Source organism: Ekhidna sp. (genome assembly GCF_040223195.1).
GTDB lineage: Bacteria > Bacteroidota > Bacteroidia > Cytophagales > Cyclobacteriaceae > Ekhidna.
Genome location: NZ_JAVKDX010000012.1, coordinates 33,212 through 49,994, shown reverse-complemented (window position 1 = coordinate 49,994; position 16,783 = coordinate 33,212). Strand labels below are relative to the sequence as shown.

The 16,783-nt window shown below is 45.5% G+C and carries 11 protein-coding genes; 4 read left to right on the top strand and 7 right to left on the bottom strand.

Features of this window, described 5'->3' with window-relative positions:
• The first annotated feature begins 99 nt into the window (after window positions 1–99).
• The 3 genes from RLN88_RS05085 to RLN88_RS05075 are packed head-to-tail and all read left to right on the top strand — an operon-like array spanning window position 100 to window position 6,626.
• Window positions 100–1,152 carry a right-handed parallel beta-helix repeat-containing protein gene (locus tag RLN88_RS05085; protein WP_350220294.1) on the top strand — a complete coding sequence of 351 codons (1,053 nt, stop codon included), beginning with the start codon at window positions 100–102 and terminating at the stop codon, window positions 1,150–1,152.
• A gap of 7 nt (window positions 1,153–1,159) precedes the next feature.
• Window positions 1,160–2,083: a hypothetical protein gene (locus tag RLN88_RS05080; protein ID WP_350220293.1), complete on the top strand. Its 924-nt coding sequence runs from the start codon at window positions 1,160–1,162 to the stop codon at window positions 2,081–2,083.
• Between the two features lie 7 nt (window positions 2,084–2,090).
• Window positions 2,091–6,626 (top strand): Ser-Thr-rich GPI-anchored membrane family protein, encoded by a 4,536-nt coding sequence (locus RLN88_RS05075; protein ID WP_350220292.1) that lies wholly within the window; start codon window positions 2,091–2,093, stop codon window positions 6,624–6,626.
• Window positions 6,627–6,664: 38 nt separating this feature from the next.
• Here the strand turns inward: RLN88_RS05075 and RLN88_RS05070 are convergent, their stop codons facing one another.
• The 4 genes from RLN88_RS05070 to rbfA form a co-directional block, all read right to left on the bottom strand.
• A complete protein-coding gene (locus RLN88_RS05070; protein ID WP_350220291.1) occupies window positions 6,665–7,942 on the bottom strand; it encodes a PDZ domain-containing protein in 1,278 nt (425 codons plus the stop codon).
• Window positions 7,943–7,986: 44 nt separating this feature from the next.
• Window positions 7,987–10,899, bottom strand: a complete 2,913-nt coding sequence (locus RLN88_RS05065) for a DEAD/DEAH box helicase (RefSeq protein WP_350220290.1) — start codon at window positions 10,897–10,899, stop codon at window positions 7,987–7,989.
• Between the two features lie 81 nt (window positions 10,900–10,980).
• On the bottom strand, window positions 10,981–12,207 hold the full coding sequence (locus tag RLN88_RS05060) for an ABC transporter permease (RefSeq protein WP_350220289.1): 1,227 nt from the start codon (window positions 12,205–12,207) through the stop codon (window positions 10,981–10,983).
• A complete protein-coding gene (gene rbfA / locus RLN88_RS05055; protein ID WP_350220288.1) occupies window positions 12,204–12,566 on the bottom strand; it encodes a 30S ribosome-binding factor RbfA in 363 nt (120 codons plus the stop codon). The genes RLN88_RS05060 and rbfA overlap by 4 nt, the downstream gene beginning before the upstream one ends.
• 313 nt (window positions 12,567–12,879) lie before the next feature.
• Here rbfA and RLN88_RS05050 point away from each other — a divergent pair, with 313 nt between their 5' ends.
• Window positions 12,880–14,253 (top strand): hypothetical protein, encoded by a 1,374-nt coding sequence (locus RLN88_RS05050; protein ID WP_350220287.1) that lies wholly within the window; start codon window positions 12,880–12,882, stop codon window positions 14,251–14,253.
• Here RLN88_RS05050 and rpiB read toward each other — a convergent pair.
• The 3 genes from rpiB to glyA are packed head-to-tail and all read right to left on the bottom strand — an operon-like array spanning window position 14,243 to window position 16,779.
• A complete protein-coding gene (gene rpiB / locus RLN88_RS05045; RefSeq protein ID WP_350220286.1) occupies window positions 14,243–14,671 on the bottom strand; it encodes a ribose 5-phosphate isomerase B in 429 nt (142 codons plus the stop codon). The two genes, RLN88_RS05050 and rpiB, sit on opposite strands and share 11 nt — an antisense overlap.
• A complete protein-coding gene (gene tatC / locus RLN88_RS05040; protein ID WP_350220285.1) occupies window positions 14,668–15,498 on the bottom strand; it encodes a twin-arginine translocase subunit TatC in 831 nt (276 codons plus the stop codon). Before tatC ends, rpiB begins: the two co-directional genes overlap by 4 nt.
• A gap of 6 nt (window positions 15,499–15,504) precedes the next feature.
• Window positions 15,505–16,779 carry a serine hydroxymethyltransferase gene (glyA, locus tag RLN88_RS05035; RefSeq protein ID WP_350220284.1) on the bottom strand — a complete coding sequence of 425 codons (1,275 nt, stop codon included), beginning with the start codon at window positions 16,777–16,779 and terminating at the stop codon, window positions 15,505–15,507.
• Between the last annotated feature and the right edge of the window lie 4 nt (window positions 16,780–16,783).

Sequence of the window (16,783 nt, the reverse complement as noted above, 5' to 3'; positions counted from 1 at the left end):
GTAGGTCAATATACCGTCTGGATGGTATTCACTTCGCCTCCGGCCTCTTATAGCTTTAAACCTTAATTGAAAATCACATTTTGCCTAAAAGCTATGACTATGAAAGCCATCATTTTTTCTGCCTTATTTGTAATCAGTGCCATGACGTATGCCACAGTCATTACTGTAGACAACAATGGAAATGCACCAGCCGGGGTTGAGACATCCATTGCTACGGCCATTGGCAATGCCACCGCCGGGGATACACTGCTCATCATCCCAAGTTCTTCTACTTATGGGAATGTGAACGTGACTAAGCCACTTACCATCATCGGGGTTGGCTTCAATCCAGACATGGAGATTCCTTTTACCAGCCAGGTTAGCAATCTCACCATTTATACAGCAGCTAGCGGAAGCAAGATTATTGGTTTGGAAATCACAGGTTATTTATACCTGGGGAATACCAGCGGTGCGTTATCGGATTTGGTGATCGAAAACAATAGAATTAACTATATCAGCAATTCAGGTGCGAATAGTTTGACGAATGTGCTGATCCGTCAAAACGTGATTCAACCAACACCAACCTTTACCTTTTCGATTAACTTAACCACCACCAACCAGTCCAACATCAGGGTTTCGAATAATGTGTTTGCCAACACCGGAACTACCAACCAGTACAGGGGCGCTTATGTGACTACAGGTGGAGTAACTTTCGATCACAATACTTTTCTGGGCACAGCCTCACAATCGGCCTTTTATCAGCTCATAAACTGCCTGGTGACAAACAATATTTTCGTGACCATTTACCCGGGATTTCAGGCTGGTGGCTCTGCCAACGTGCTCTACAAAAACAATCTCTCCAATGACTATACATTTGGGTCAATCACAGGTACCAACATAAGGTTTGATTCGAATATTGATACCACAGACCCAACGTTTGTAAACCTACCGTTGACGACCTTTTCGTATGATTACTCTCTTGATCCGACACTGGACGCTGGATCGGCCGGAGAAAATGCTGCCACCGATGGCACCAACCTGGGAGTAGACGGAGGCACTTCACCTTTCAAATTGTCCGGATCAGTACTGCCGGTGGTAAGGAGGTTTGACCTGCCATCCAATATCACTGAAGGTACGGATGCCGATGCAACCATCGAGGTAACAGGAAACTAATCTGGTCATGAGAAAGCTACTTTTCACTATAGGGATACTTATAGGGCTGGGTGAGATCTGCGCCAATGTGGTTGTGCTTGATGCCGCTGGGCATGGAGACTATGCCACGATGAGTGATGCCATTGCCAATTCCGGTACAGGGGACACGATCTATGTAGTAGGCTCAGCCGCATCTTATGGGAATTTTACTTTGAGCACCGAACGAACGTTTATTGGAAATGGATACTACGGTCAGAGTATCGGCTATTCCTCATCATCCTCTCTTGGAAACATCACCTTAAATCCTGGAGCAGCCAATTCGGTCTTCTCAAATTTGGAGATCGGCACGATCACCTTTAATGAAAGCAACATCACCTTTGATGCTTGCATCATCGGCGGGTCATTTACTATCGGCAGCAGCATATCAAACATCTCATATAGTAGATGTCTGTTTACCTCCCCCATATATGTACAAAGTTCGTCTGTGAGCTTTTCCAATTCAATTTTCAATTACGCCAGTTCTGGAAATGGAGTCACGGTTTCCGGCGGCTCCAGTCCTGCGTTTGATTACTGCACCTTCTTCGATGGCAATATTTCTTTTGATGCAAGCATAGTGAGCAACTCTGTAGTAAACAGCAGCAGGGTGGGACAAACACCTGTCGTGGTGACCGATGGAGTGAGTGGCAATAAGGTAGATACGGAGGCCAATCTTTTGTTTGAAACCTCCCTGGGCAATGATGGCTACTTTCAGCTTCAGTCCGGATCTCCCGGAAAGACCTCTTCACAGACGGGAGCGGAATCGGGGGCTTTTGGTTATCCAACAGGTCAGCCGGAAAATGCCTATCTCCTTTCCGGATTGCCAGCGATTCCTAAAATCACCGCGTTAGAATTTGAGAGTTCTAGCAACAGCTCATCCAATCTCTCCATTCGAATTCAAGCCACCACTAACTAGCCTATAAATGAAAAAGATACTAGCAGCTTTTTTCATTCTTCTCTGTTTTGCCGGGTTAGCCCAAAACATCAGCAAAATTTCTGTAGTCATCTATCAGGATGGTGGTGTGGTGGACACACAGGAGTTTACCTCGTTCACGGCCGCCGCTATGATTGATGAGACCATTTCAGTGAACACTTCTGCACTTGATCCTGGGGTATACAGCTTTGCCATTTTTGTTTCGGATGAAAGTGATCTAAAAAGTATCCATTCATCTGGCTCCTTTTTGCAGGAAGAAATTATCACAGATGCAAACCTCACTTCCCTCGAATTCTTTGTCGATATTGATCCTGGAGAAGGGTTGGGGACACCAATTGCGATCTCGGCAGCCGCTGGGGTTTCAATTACCGAGTCTTTAAACTTGTCTGGACTTTCGGGTGGTTTCCACATCATCTATTTAAGAGGCCAGGATGAGACCGGAAAGTGGGGACCCTATTCCTCATATACCATTTACATTGAGCAAAGTGCGGGTGTAGGCGATGTGGTGCAAATTGAGGAGCTCGAGTATTTTGTTGATTCTGATCCGGGAGCCGGGTTAGCAACTGCTATTTCAGTGGCACTTTCTTCGAATATTTCGATCATGGAGACATTGGTCACTTCCGGGTTGGAATCTGGCTTTCATACGGTGTTTCTCCGAGGCAAGCTCCAAAATGGCGCTTGGGGGCCTTATGATGCTAAGACGATTTATGTAGAGGACGCAGTGGGTCAGGGAGATGTGGTAGTCGTGGATCAGCTGGAATATTTTGTGGATGCAGACCCTGGGCCCGGCGCAGGCACTCCGATCTCTATTTCATCTTCATCGGATGTGGCGATTACCGAAAGCCTTGATCTGTCCGGTCTGCCTGCAGGATTTCATACGGTGTATTTAAGAGGAAAGCTGCAGGGAGGATCGTGGGGACCATCCTCGGCAACTACCATTTTTGTCGAATCACCGGTCGGCCTGGGAGATGTGGTCATTGTAGATGCCCTTGAGTTTTTTGTGGATACTGACTCGGGAGCAGGGCTGGGAACCCCGATTAGTGCTTCTGCCGCTTCAGAAATTATCACAAGTGGAGCATTGGCTACCAGTGGTCTATCCACCGGATTTCATACTGTATATCTGAGAGGAAGGCTTCAGAATGGTGCCTGGGGGCCATATACTTCTCAGATAATTTATGTGGAAGAGGCAGAAAATACCTCAGACCAAATCATCGCCGTAGAATACTTCTTTGATACAGATCCGGGCGTGGGCAATGCAATGCCTGTATCCATCACTTTGCCCACCAACGCCATCAACGAGTTGATAACCTTGGGAACCTCCACGCTGGAGCCGGGGACTCACACCGTGAGCTTGAGAGCAAAAGATGAATCCGGCGCATGGGGACAATACCTCACCACCACCTTTGAAGTAGACCCTCTTGCTGCTTCGATACTTGTGGTAGACCCGAATGGTGGTGAAACACTAACCGTAGGAGATACCTATGAAATCACCTGGACGGATGCAGGCATACCTGGTACAGACCTCATTGAGATCAGGTGGAGCTCTGATGGTGGGGACAATTACTCCATCATCGCTGATGGAATATTCTCCATGTTTGACGGAAGCTACAATTGGACAGTCCCCAACAACCCTGGCGCGAATAACCTCATTCAGATCGCTAATACCACCCAAGCCGTCACAGATGAAAGTGATGCTGCATTTACCATTGATGCCGCAGCTCCGTCTATCACCGTGCTCACACCAAATGGTGGAGAGACCCTCACTGTAGGGGATTCTTATGAGATCAACTGGACAGAGGAAAACACTCCTGGAACAGATCTCATTGAGATCAGGCTGAGTATGGATGGCGGTGACAATTACTCCATCATCGCAGATGGGATATTCTCTATGTTCAATGGAAGCTATGATTGGACCATACCTAACAATCCCGGCTCGAACAATCTAATTCAAATTGCAAACACAACCCAGGCTATTGCAGATGAAAGTGATGCTGCATTTACGATAGAAGCGGCACCTGTTCCATCCATCACACTACTTGCGCCAAACGGGGGCGAGACACTAAGTGTGGGAAATGTCTATGAAATCTCCTGGACTGAGCAGAATATTCCAGGCACAGATCTGATTGAGATCAGGCTGAGCACGGATGGCGGAGATAATTACTCCATTATCGCTGACGGGATATTCTCCATGTTTGAGGGAAGCTATAATTGGACAGTTCCTGACAATATTGGCACCAATAACCGGATACAAATTGCCAATACCAGTCAGGCAGTTGCAGATGCCAGTGATGGTGTATTTACCATCCAAGCCGCTCCATCCCCATCTGTTACGGTTCTCACCCCAAATGGAGGCGAGGCGCTGAAGGTTGGGGATAGCTATGAGATATCATGGAGTACCGCGAATATTTCAGGCTCAGATCTGATTGAAATCAGGCTAAGTACGGATGGTGGAGATAATTATTCCATCCTCAATGATGGCACTTTTGCGATGTACGGAGGTTCTTACAACTGGACGATTCCTGATCTGCAGGGGAGTAATAACCTGATCCAGGTTGCAAATACTTCGCTGGGCATCAATGATGTGAGTGATGCCACCTTCGAGATTGTGCCGAACTTTGACCCACCGGTAGCACTGGCTGCTACTGATCTTACTTCAACTTCGTTTACAGCGTCCTGGACAGACAGATCGGCAGAGGCTTACTTCCTTGATGTAGCTACTGACCCTGACTTTGAGAATATGCTGGAGGGTTATGATAATCGTCCGGTTGGGACGGCAACCAGCCAGGCCGTCACTGGACTTTTGTTCAGACAGTCTTACTATTACAGAGTGCGAGCTGATTTTGGAGCTCAGCTTTCCACAAATTCCAACACTATTGCCGTGAAAACACTGATTGAGCCTCAGACATTCGCAGATTCTGTAGCGTTGAGGCAGATTTACTCATCGTTGAGTGGAAATACATGGGATCCTGCCGTGAATTGGACTAGTGACAGATTTAGGGATTGGGAACGAGTAACCTTCAATGTGGCCGGAAACAGAGTTCAAATAGTTGATTTAGCCAACATTGGAGCTACAGGAGAGATGCCAAATCCTTTCACGGGGGGAGCTGTTGGTGGTTTGAGTGCCGTGACTCAGATGGATCTTTCCAACAATGAGATTTTGGGATTGATGGATTTCACTGACGTGAGTATCAGCACCCTGAATGTTTCTGGAAACAACCTGGAGTTTGATGATTTGGAACCATTGATTGGCATTGCCAACCTTCAATATGCCAATCAGGCGAGCCTTCAGTTTGATGGGTTTACCGGTGAGCCTGTCAAGATTTTTCACCTGGAAGATCCGGGGCTGGATATCGTCTCCGGAGGCACTGCCAACAACTACCGATGGTTCAGAAATGACCTTGAAATTTTTTCAGGCTCAGAGTTTAGCATTTCAGGTGCTTCTCTGGAAATCCTGGATATTGATTACAACAATATGGGTGCGTTTAGAGCCGAGATCACCAATGAACTGGTCACCGGATTGACGATAGATGTGGGGCCGCAAGTGTTGCTGGCTATTGCCAATATTGATGTGGACGTGACCGACTTTAATGATGACCTACTCAGCAGCAATCTGTCGGCCTATCTGTTGAGGGTGACACAGTCTGGTGGGTATGATACCCTGGCCGATGGTCGGCTGGAAGATGTATCCAGTCAGTTTAGCTTCCAGGAAATTGTACTGGGCGATTATCTATTGGCTATCGATCCGAATGATCAGGAAAAATACATTGGAGGCTACTATGGCGATACGTTCCTATGGGAAGAGGCTGAAATACTTCAGCTTAGGAAGGATTCAGCGATTACGATTAAGATTACGCCTGTTCCACCTCCATTGACAGATGGACCAGGTGATCTGGATGTATTGATTGAGGAAGATTTTGGAGATGGCTCAGGTAGAATAGATGCCCGCAGAAGAGCAGCAAAAAGAAAGTGTGGATTGCGTCGTAAACGATCAGGCGGACGTACCGGTCAGGATGATGAGTTTGAGCTGATTGCTTACGGTGAAACCGATGATAATGGGGAGTTTAAGTTCGGCTTCCTGCCTCAGGGCACTTATAGATTCTTTGTGGAATATCCTGGTATTCCGCTTAATGATGCGTCTTCGGTGGAGTTTGAAGTGGGTGAGGAGGGTGTCAGTGATACGGACTTTAAGCTAGAGGCATTTGTTACCCCGGATGGTATTGAGGTCACCATTGAGGCTGTGCTTGGCATTATCTTAGAATACTTCAAGGATTTGCAAATCTATCCAAACCCATCCAGCGAGTATCTGAATGTCCGATACAGACACCTGAAATCTAGTGATGTGACAGCTCAGCTGATCGACCTGTCCGGAACCACAAAATGGTCTGTAGATTTGAGAAATGGATTTGACGGGGAGTTGAGAATTGATGTGTCGGATTATGAAGAGGGCATTTACATTTTAAGATTCTATGATCGGGAAAATCCGAAAGGTAATGTAGTAAGCTTCCGGGTGATCGTAAGGGATTGAAGATAGATGGTGCGGAGCAGGAATTTCTACTCCGTCATTTAAATCATCCTTTTTAAGTGAAATTGCACTTTTACTTTCTCACCATCCCTGCAAAGTTTCACTTTGATTTTTCTTCCATCCCTTGACTGAAGCAGGTTATTTATTTCAGACAATGAGTGGCTACTTAAGCTCTTACCGTTAATCGAGCGAATAACGTCACCGGTTTTTATCCCAGCTTTGTCTGCCGGGCGGCCCTTGTCCACATGTACCACCTTAAGCGTATCCAGGTTTTCCCCCACGGCATTCAAAGACATGCCACTCATATTATACTCAAATGAATTTTTGTACCTCTTACTTTTCTCCAGGTACATTTTCTTTTTAGAGTAGTCGAATATGACGTGAAATCTATTCAGCAATTCGCCTCCAAAAGTCCCAATGCGCGCACCTCTCTTGATGACTTTGTTGTAAGCACCTTCGAATGGGGCAGAGACCAGCATTTGGCTGAAGTCGAAACATTCGATGGTTACTGAATCCATCCGGCCTACATGCCCGGGAATCTCTCCGGCAATACCCATCCCCAGCCGGGTCACAATGGTTTTTTCCGGCAGATAAATGCCATCAATATAGCTATAGTCGATTAAGGCCGCATGACTTGCCCCTGTGTCAACCATTATGTCAAGGCTGGTTTTCTTGCCATCCTGACGGATAGTGGCCGGCATGAATGGTTTAGTGCCCCGTATCTCTATAGGCACCTCCACCATTTTTTTGTCGCTCTTATAGCTTTTGGGGTCATATAGTGTCACGATTTTGTCGTCATAGTTTACATCTACCACGAAGCGGGAAAAAATATCGTACCCGATTATTCCGTGAACATCATCACCAATGTTTTCAGAAAGTTTTAGATAATCCTCCTTTAGGACAAGCATATTCATGTTTTGGCCAACTACTCCCCCGGGCAATCCAAAAGTTACCTGATTGGCAACATAGGCCTCAACCGAGTCCACCAGTCCAGGACCATCTATGATTATTTCCCGGATATAATTAACATCCAGGATATCAGCGTAAAGCTTCTCGGTAAGAATGGCATTTTCAACGCCCGTATCAAGGATAAATTTCAGTGTTAAAAATCGATTGATCGTAACAGGGATAATGATCAGATTGTTGTGCTGCTCGAATGGAATCTCGATTTTTTTAGTTTTTTCGGGCATTTTAAACCCAAATTCCTTTTGCCCGGAGGCTGAGGAGCACAGGCAGGTATTAATGACGAGAATGAATGTAATCAGACTGATAATCGGATTTCGCATATGAAAGTCTCCTATGTATTGAATTACACTCATCTAACAACACGGATAAAATCCAACCCTTATTTGAACTATAAAAATTAGTCAAACAGATCCTGAATGTCGCTTTGTGATAGACTTTTTACGAAACTCTCTTCTACAGTAATTAAATCTGACGCGAGTTTTTGCTTGTGATCCTGCAGTTTTATGATTTTTTCTTCTATTGTGTCTTTGCACACAAACTTATAAGCAAAGACTTTCTTGGTTTGCCCTATTCGATGCGCCCGATCAATAGCCTGGGTCTCCACGGCAGGGTTCCACCAGGGGTCGAGTAAGAAGACATAGTCAGCCTTTGTGAGGTTCAGCCCCGTACCCCCCGCTTTTAGCGATATAAGAAAAACCGAAACATCCGGGTCATTTTGAAATAGCTCAACCTGCCGCTGGCGATCCTTGGTAGACCCATCCAGGTATGCGTAGGATAGATTCTGGCCATCCAGATATGCTGAAACGATCTTGAGGTGTTTTACAAACTGGCTAAAGATCAACACTTTGTGTCCTTTAGAGACGGAATTCTCAATCATGTAGGTCACTTCTTCCAGCTTTCCTGAGCCATCTTTGTATTCAGGATCTACCATGGCCGGGTGATTGGCAATTTGACGAAGCTGGGTAAGGCCCTGTAGCAATACCATGTGAGACTTTGCCACACCATCAGTTTCGATCACGTCCATGATTTTACTTCGGAACGCATTCTTTTCCTTTTCGTAATACTCCCGCTGTGCCTCCGACATGGTGCAATACCGAATGTTGATCACCTTTTCAGGAAGGTCATCGGCCACCTGGCTCTTTTCCCTCCTGAGCAGGAAAGGCTTGATGAGCGAATTGAGCTTTTTGGTTTTGTTCTCGTCTTTCCCCTTCTCAATTGGTTTGAGGTATTCCTTTCGGAAATAGGATTCGTTCCCCAGCAATCCAGGATTTAAAAAGCTCATCTGAGACCAAAGGTCAAGGGTGCTGTTTTCTATGGGAGTACCTGTAAGTATGAGTTTGCGCCTCGATTTTAGTTCTCGCACCTTTCTCGAAATAAGAGAATCTGGATTCTTGATCGCTTGCGATTCGTCAAGAATGATGTAATTGAAGTAAAATTCAGCCAGTATCTCGGTATCCACCCGGGTAGTGCCGTAGCTGGTTAGTACAATATCATATTTACCAAATTGAGCGGAATCCTTGACCCTGTTTATCCCAGTATAGTTGAGAATCTTCAATCCGGGCGTAAATTTTTGGGCTTCCATCTCCCAGTTGTACAATAGGGATGTGGGCATGATCAGAAGACTGGTACTCTGGGGATTTTCATTTTTTTGGTGTTGAAGTAGCGTGAGGGCCTGGATGGTTTTCCCCAGTCCCATGTCATCTGCAAGACAGCCCCCAAAGTTGTAATCTTCCAGAAATCGCAACCAATTGTACCCGGCCAACTGGTATGGACGAAGGTCCCCTTTGAATGAATCTGGCACCTTGTAGTCTTCCATCTTGTCAAACGACAAAAGCTTCTCCAGCTTTCGATCCATGGTCACTTTGGCATGTTCTCCTTCTTTCAGCTCTTGCACCAGCGAGACGTGAATCTTATTTAGCGTAATCCCGGTACTGGTCTCTGTTGAAAAGGCAAACAAATCTTTGTACCGGGTAATCCAGGATTCCGGTATCACGCCTATTTCCCCGTTAGGAAGTGCCACCTCGGTTTTTCCTTTCAGGATGCACTTTCGAATTTCTTCGAAAGGAACCTCAAAATCCCCAAACCGGATTTTTGCCTTCAGGTCAAACCAATCAACCCCTTCGCTTACCTCCAGGTCAATGGTGGATTCGCCCACGAAAAATTTCTTTCCCTGTTGATTTTGCTTGATGATAAAGTCCTGGAGCAGCTCACTATTCCTGCCAATCCAATCAAAAGCTGTGCTTTTTGATAAGGTGACTCGCGAATTGCGAAGAGGTAATCCGTTCGTTGTTAATTGCTCGATAATACCTTTCTCTCCTTCATGATCTCGGCTGATCCGGTGAAACGTGTATGTATCCTCCTGCTTTTCCATAGATACGCTCACCCGGCTGAGCTTGTCCGCATTGAAATTGTGCCGCCCATAGTCGAAAGAGAGCTCCAGCAAGAGTTTGTCATTTTCTACCTCAGGGGCATTTCCATTGTCATCGAAAAGTGAGGCGTTGCGGGTAGTCTGTAGCTCACTCACCGTGATTTTCGGAGTGGGCTTGGGTTTATGTGTGACGATATCAAATCCTTTGGCATAGACATCAAACTCAGAGATCAGCGGGCCTACAAATTTTTTGTAGTACGTTTCCTCAATGTCTTTGGGGATGAGAATAAACTTCTTTTTGAGAAAGGGCTTTAGCTTCCCTCCGCTCACCGGCTTCTGAAAAGTGAACAGTTGATCATTGGCCACCAGCCAGGCGGGTTCGTTGCAGAGCAGGTAGCTTCCGTTGTTCAAAAACTCCACCTTTTCTCCCTTCAGCTTGATCGTGGGGAAGTAGTGGGTATTGTCTTCATTTTTTCTGAAATGGAAGAGAACGGTTGCTTTCTCATCCACTACCTCAATCTCCTTCCAGGCAGGCTCGCCATCTTTCCCCATTTCGAAAAGCCGCTTGCCATGAATGAGTGAGAGAATTTGTGAAATTCTCCGCTCCACGTATCCGGCGATTTCCTTTTGCAGGACTACATCCCCGGTCTTTTCATCGTATACCTTCAGAAAGAATTCTTCCGGCTTTTGTTTCTTTTTCTGGAAGTGATTGGCAACCTGATCCTGTTGGATTTGGTCCATGAGCTTGATGATTTTGAAGTCATTATCATCAAGGCCGGCACTGAATTCCTGCGCATTTTTGGCCGATATATTTTGGTGCGAAAAAGTAAGCTCGCCTTTATCATTCAGTTGTACCACAAAAGACTCAATCAAATACCCCAGGTACTCATGATCGTACAGGGAATAGATTAGCTCAAATGGTTGGTCGGGTGATACTTTCACAAATTTTTAGAATCAGGGAAACTTCGAAAATAGTAAAAATCCCAAAGCCCGACATCAATAAATTGTGAAGAGTTTGAGGAGTTACTGTAAAGTATGTGTGGAGAAAGATTTGCCTGCTTTTACTGCGGGCTGGATAGAGGCGAGAAAAGTAATGATGACAATGGCCAAGATGGAGAGAAAAACATCCATGATCTCAATTTTGACCGGATAGCTGTTCATCACCGCAGAGTTCATGCCCATCCCGATGAGCCCATAATGCTGCTGCAAAAGACTGAGGGAAATCCCGAGAACCAGACCAACGAATGCTCCGGTAAAAGCTACGATGCAGCCTTCATAAAGGAAAATGTTTCGAATGAGTTTGGAGGATGCGCCCTGAGCGAAAAGGACAGAAATGTCTTTCTTCTTTTCGATGACCAGCATGGTGAGGGAGAAAAAGATATTAATGGAGGCTATGCCAATGATTGACACTAAAATGAGGAAGACAAAGAGTTTTTCAATTTTTAAGACTTTGTATAGATCGCTGTGGAGTTCCTCGCCCAATTTCACTACAAAATTTTCGCCTAGCTTTTCCTGAATGCTTGTTTTTATATTTGAAGCGCTAGCCCCGTCACTCAGATACACGTCAAATGAGGATAGACGATTCTCATAATTCAGGAGGGTTTTGGCAAATTCTACGGGGACAAACACATAGTTATCATCATAGTATTTCTCAATAGCAAAAATCCCCCCAGGGATGATGTTCAGCAGGTTATACATGTTGGATGGGTTCACCACTCCCGGACCAATGTCTTTTGGATAATACATCTGCAGTGTGTAGAAATCATTTTTGAGGCTAAGTGACAAATCGTACTGCACGCCTCTGCCAATCAGCGCATAGCCGATGCTGTCCCGGACAAGGGGAAACTCTCCGGAAACCATTACGTTTTTGATGCCGCTGTACTCATCAAAGTCCCGGCTGACGCCCTTCATCCGCACGAGTCGCTGTGCATCCTTATACTCCACCAGCACATTGTCTTCCACCACTTCGGATACACCCAGCACTCCATCAATCGACTTGATTTTAGTGATATAAGCGGAATCGAACTCAAAGGACTTGCCGGTAGCCGGAGTGATCACAATATCCGGGTCAAAGTTTCCATACATCGACCGCAGTAGTCCTTCCAGCCCATTGAAGACAGAGAGGGCTAAAATCAGACACATGGTACCTATGGCCACCACGATCATGGAGATGATGGAAATGACGTTGATGAAATTCTTTTTTTTGCCCGACAGGAAGTACTTCCTTGCTATGAAAAAAGGAAAATTCATTGGTCTTCGGGCGGGATGTTTAGCTTATTGATGAGGCTATCAATTTTTGAGGCTTCCTCTTCGGTATCATCGTGAAAGAAGGCAAGTTCAGGGATGATCCGAACTTTTTTGCCAATCTTCTTTCCCAGCTTTAGCCGGACTTCACTTTTGATCTGGTTGAGGTGATCAAACACCTCTCCGGCTTTTTCATTGGGAAAAATGCTCAGGTAAATACGCGCCAGACCCAGGTCGGGGGAAACGGTCACCCCGGTAATTGTTCCCAGCGAAGATCTGAAATAGTGTCTTGGATCTTGTTGAAAAATTTCTGCCAGGTCTTTTTGAAGTTGCTTACCGTATTTTACTTGCCGCTTACTTTCCATATCTCTGCAAATATCCTAAGATAACCTGAGTTCGACATAGGAAGAAAAAGAAAACCCCTTATATCCCCTCCCCGGAGGGGTTGGGGTGGGTTATTAAAAAGGAATTGTTTTCTTTTGATCAAACTTTATTCAAAAGATGACAGGTTTTAATATTACCCACCTCTTCCTCCTCCCTAGAGGAGATTATTAGGAGTCATTTTTTGAATAAAATTTGGAGTCTTTATATCGAACCCTGTTTAAGATAATTCTTAAGGGGTTTGACCAAATAATCTAATTTCGAATTTATTCGGTACAGAAACTAAACTGAGAATCATTGTTACGGTTTTTTAGAATCAACGACCCCTACAGACTCGCATTCATTTTTGTGCTGATGATCATCTTCCGTCTGGTTCAGAATTATTTCATGGGGGATATCTCCTATTATGGTTTGAAGTGGCTGTTGCTGGGAGAGTGGCTGAGCCAGGGATACACGATGTATACTGAAACCTTTGACTACACTGGGCCCATCGCGGTTTTCGTATATAAGTTTCTGCACCTCATTTTCGGACGGAGTGAATTTATACACTACGGGATCAGCTCTCTCATCATCATTTTCCAGGCGGGGATTTTTAATCAGCTGCTGCTAAAAAATAAAGCCTATGATGAGAATAGCTACATGCCTGCATTCCTGTACATGATCCTCATGGTCTCAGTGCCGGACTTCATGACGCTTTCTCCTCAGTTGCTTAGCCTCACTTTTGTTTTGTTGGGCTTGAGAAATGTATTGCGAAGGATAGACAATCAGGTGACGGATGAGCTGTTTCTCAATACGGGTATTTTCATTGGTATTGCCACCATGATATACCTGCCCTCCATGGTGTTTTTCCTTGTCTTTCTTTTTTCCCTGATTTTATTTTCCACCGCAGTTACCCGCAGGCTGATGCTTTACCTGTTTAGTTTTTTGCTGGTATTCGGGATGTGCGCATTGTATTTCTATTGGCGGGGAGATCTTTGGGTTTTTCTGGACAGCTACCTTGCCCGCAACCTGCTGTTCAATGCCAGCTCTGCGCTCACTTTCCAAACCATGCTTTTAACCAATGTAGGGTTCATTTTCATTTTCATCCTTTCCGTTTTTAAAACCTGGGGATCATCACGACTTACCAACTTCCAGCAGAAAATCCAGCAGGTGATCTGGCTGGTATTTTTCGGTGGGATTGGCACATTCTTTTTGTCCAACGAGAAGGCTCTCCATGAGCTGGTTTTTATCGTTCCGGCGGTGGCTTATTTCTGGACTCATTATTTCATCCTGCTCAGAAGAAGGGTATTCAAGTTTGTGATGCCCGGGCTTATGATCTTTGGGATGTTAGCCTATACCAGCTATTCCTATCAATCATGGTTGCAGCCTTTGGAAGTGATACAGGTTGAAAGTATCGGTGAAAAAACCATGGTGCTTGGAAGCGATCTGAGTTATTATAAGAATGAGCAGGTCCTTACTCCTTGTTTCAATGCGGAACTGACTTCCAGGGCTTTTAGAGGGTTGGATTATTATTCATCTGCTGGAGAGCTGTATGATCTTTTCCATCGTGCCAATCCAGATTTCATTATTGATGAAATGGAAGTGATGCCTAAGGTATTTAGCCGATTTCCAAAAATGGGGGAAACTTATCAAAGCTTAGGTAAAGGCAGATACCAGAAGATCAGCAATTGATTTTGTTTACTCGTGTTTCATGCCTGCCACCTTCAAATGGTGTTTTCACGAAGATATCAGCCAGGCTTTCCGCATATTCGTAAGCGACAAATCTGGCCGGCAGACAGAGGATATTGGCATTGTTATGCTGACGGGCCAATGCGGCAATTTCCGTATTCCAGCATAGGGCAGCCCGCACATTTTCGTGCTTGTTGGCCGTCATAGCCACACCATTCCCACTGCCGCAAATCAGTATGCCCAGGTCAAAATCCTCCGAGGCAATAGAGGAAGCTAGTGGATGCACATGGTCAGGATAATCGACTGAGTCTTCCGAATTTGGCCCAAAATCTTTCACTTCATGTCCCTGACCTTGAAGGTGCTTGATGAGCCTTTCTTTGTATTGAAATCCGGCATGATCGCCACCTATTGCTATTTTCATTTGTCTTCCTTGTTTTGTCGTGCTTCCCTTTTTTCTATGCGCCGAGCAATGACAATACTCATTTGGTAGAGCAGCATCAGTGGCATGGCAATCAATATCTGACTGAATGGGTCAGGGGGAGTCACAATAGCCCCCAGTATTAAAATTACAATAATTGCATGTTTTCGGTAGGCTTTCATAAGTGCCGAACTCACTATGCCTGCTTTGGTAAGGAAATAAACCACCACCGGAAGCTGGAATAAAAGCCCACACCCAAATACGATCATGGTAACTGTGCTGATGTAGGAGGACAGATCGAACAAGTTTTGAAGCGAGGGGTCTACCTGATAGGCAGAGAAAAACCGCACTGAAATGGGCGCAATGAGATAGTACCCGAAGAGGACACCAAGCATAAAAAGAACACTGACCGAGAAAGTGGCACCCCTGGAAGCCTTTCGCTCCTGTGGTCTCAGACCCGGCTTAATGAATCGCCATATCTCCCAAAACACATAAGGAAACCCAAGAACCAACCCCACAAAAAACGAAATGGAAACATGAGTCATAAACTGGCTGCTGAGCTTTCGGCTCACCAGTTCAAAAGGAAGAGTATCAATGCAGAGTGCCGGGGTTTTTATCAATTCTGCCAACTCACATAGCTTTTGATAGGTCCAAAAATCCGTTCTGGAAGGGCCTAGGATGATCGTGCCGATAACAAGATCCTTGGCTGCAAAAGCAGCGATAGCAAAGATTATTATCGCAATCAGTGCACGGATGATGTGCCATCGCAGCTCTTCCAGATGGTCCAGAAAGGACATCTCCTTCTCGTCAGATATCTGATCCAATGGCATTTATTCTTAACCCTTAAAAAGTGGGAATCCGGACATCCAGGTGTTCACCTCAGACTTCACTTCAGCAATCTTCGATTCATCCTCATTGTGAGTAATTACTGTATCGATCATATCAACTATTCTGATCATATCATCCTCTACTAAACCTCTCGTGGTGATGGCAGGCGTGCCTACCCGCATACCAGAGGTGACAAACGGGCTCTTGTCATCAAATGGGACCATGTTTTTATTAACGGTAATGTCAGCCTTGATCAACGCATTTTCGGCATCCTTACCGGTAATTTCTTTGGATCGAAGGTCGATGAGCATCAGGTGATTGTCCGTCCCTTCAGAGATCACATGATATCCCTTTTTCACAAAGGCATCTGCCATCACAGCCGCATTTTTCTTTACCTGAAGCAGGTAACTCATGTAGTCATCAGTCAGTGCTTCTCCAAAAGCTACAGCCTTGGCAGCAATGATGTGCTCCAGCGGCCCTCCTTGTGTCCCGGGGAATACTCCGGAATCCAGAATAGAACTCAACTTTCTGATCACTCCTTTTGGCGTGGTAAGCCCCCAGGGATTATCAATGTCATCTCTCACGAGGATCATACCACCTCTCGGCCCTCGCAGGGTTTTGTGGGTAGTGGTGGTCACAATGTGACAGTACTCAAGCGGGTCATTTAACAATCCTCTGGCAATGAGCCCGGATGGGTGGGAGACGTCCGCCAGAAGGAGAGCGCCAACTTCATCTGCAACTGTTCTGAATCGCTCATAATCCCAGTCGCGACTATAAGCGGATGCTCCGCAGATAATCATTTTTGGTTTTTTTTCTTTGGCCACTTTTTCCAGCTGATCATAGTCGATCAATCCGGTTTCCCGATCTACACCATAGAAATTCGGCTTATAAAGTTTTCCGGAAAAATTGACGGCAGAACCATGCGTGAGGTGGCCACCATGGGAAAGATCAAATCCCAAAATTTCATCACCGGCAGTTAAGCAAGCTAACATCACAGCGGCATTGGCCTGAGCTCCTGAGTGTGGTTGCACATTGGCCCAGGTAGCGCCGAAAAGTTCCTTTGCCCGATCTATAGCCAGGTTTTCTATTTCATCTACTACCTCGCATCCCCCATAATATCGTTTGCCCGGAAGGCCTTCTGCATATTTGTTTGTAAGGACGCTACCGGCAGCTTCCATCACCTGAGGTGACACAATATTTTCGGAGGCTATCAGCTCTATCCCTTCTTTCTGTCGCCTTTCTTCAGCCTTGATGAGGTCGAAAACTTTCTGATCTTTTTGCATGGCG

Coding starts and splice junctions, on each gene's coding strand:
- RLN88_RS05070 (WP_350220291.1), bottom strand. CDS start 7,942: ATGAGTGTAATTCAATACATAGGAGACTTTCATATGCGAAATCCGATT.
- RLN88_RS05080 (WP_350220293.1), top strand. CDS start 1,160: ATGAGAAAGCTACTTTTCACTATAGGGATACTTATAGGGCTGGGTGAG.
- RLN88_RS05060 (WP_350220289.1), bottom strand. CDS start 12,207: ATGAATTTTCCTTTTTTCATAGCAAGGAAGTACTTCCTGTCGGGCAAA.
- RLN88_RS05075 (WP_350220292.1), top strand. CDS start 2,091: ATGAAAAAGATACTAGCAGCTTTTTTCATTCTTCTCTGTTTTGCCGGG.
- rbfA (WP_350220288.1), bottom strand. CDS start 12,566: ATGGAAAGTAAGCGGCAAGTAAAATACGGTAAGCAACTTCAAAAAGAC.
- rpiB (WP_350220286.1), bottom strand. CDS start 14,671: ATGAAAATAGCAATAGGTGGCGATCATGCCGGATTTCAATACAAAGAA.
- RLN88_RS05085 (WP_350220294.1), top strand. CDS start 100: ATGAAAGCCATCATTTTTTCTGCCTTATTTGTAATCAGTGCCATGACG.
- glyA (WP_350220284.1), bottom strand. CDS start 16,779: ATGCAAAAAGATCAGAAAGTTTTCGACCTCATCAAGGCTGAAGAAAGG.
- tatC (WP_350220285.1), bottom strand. CDS start 15,498: ATGCCATTGGATCAGATATCTGACGAGAAGGAGATGTCCTTTCTGGAC.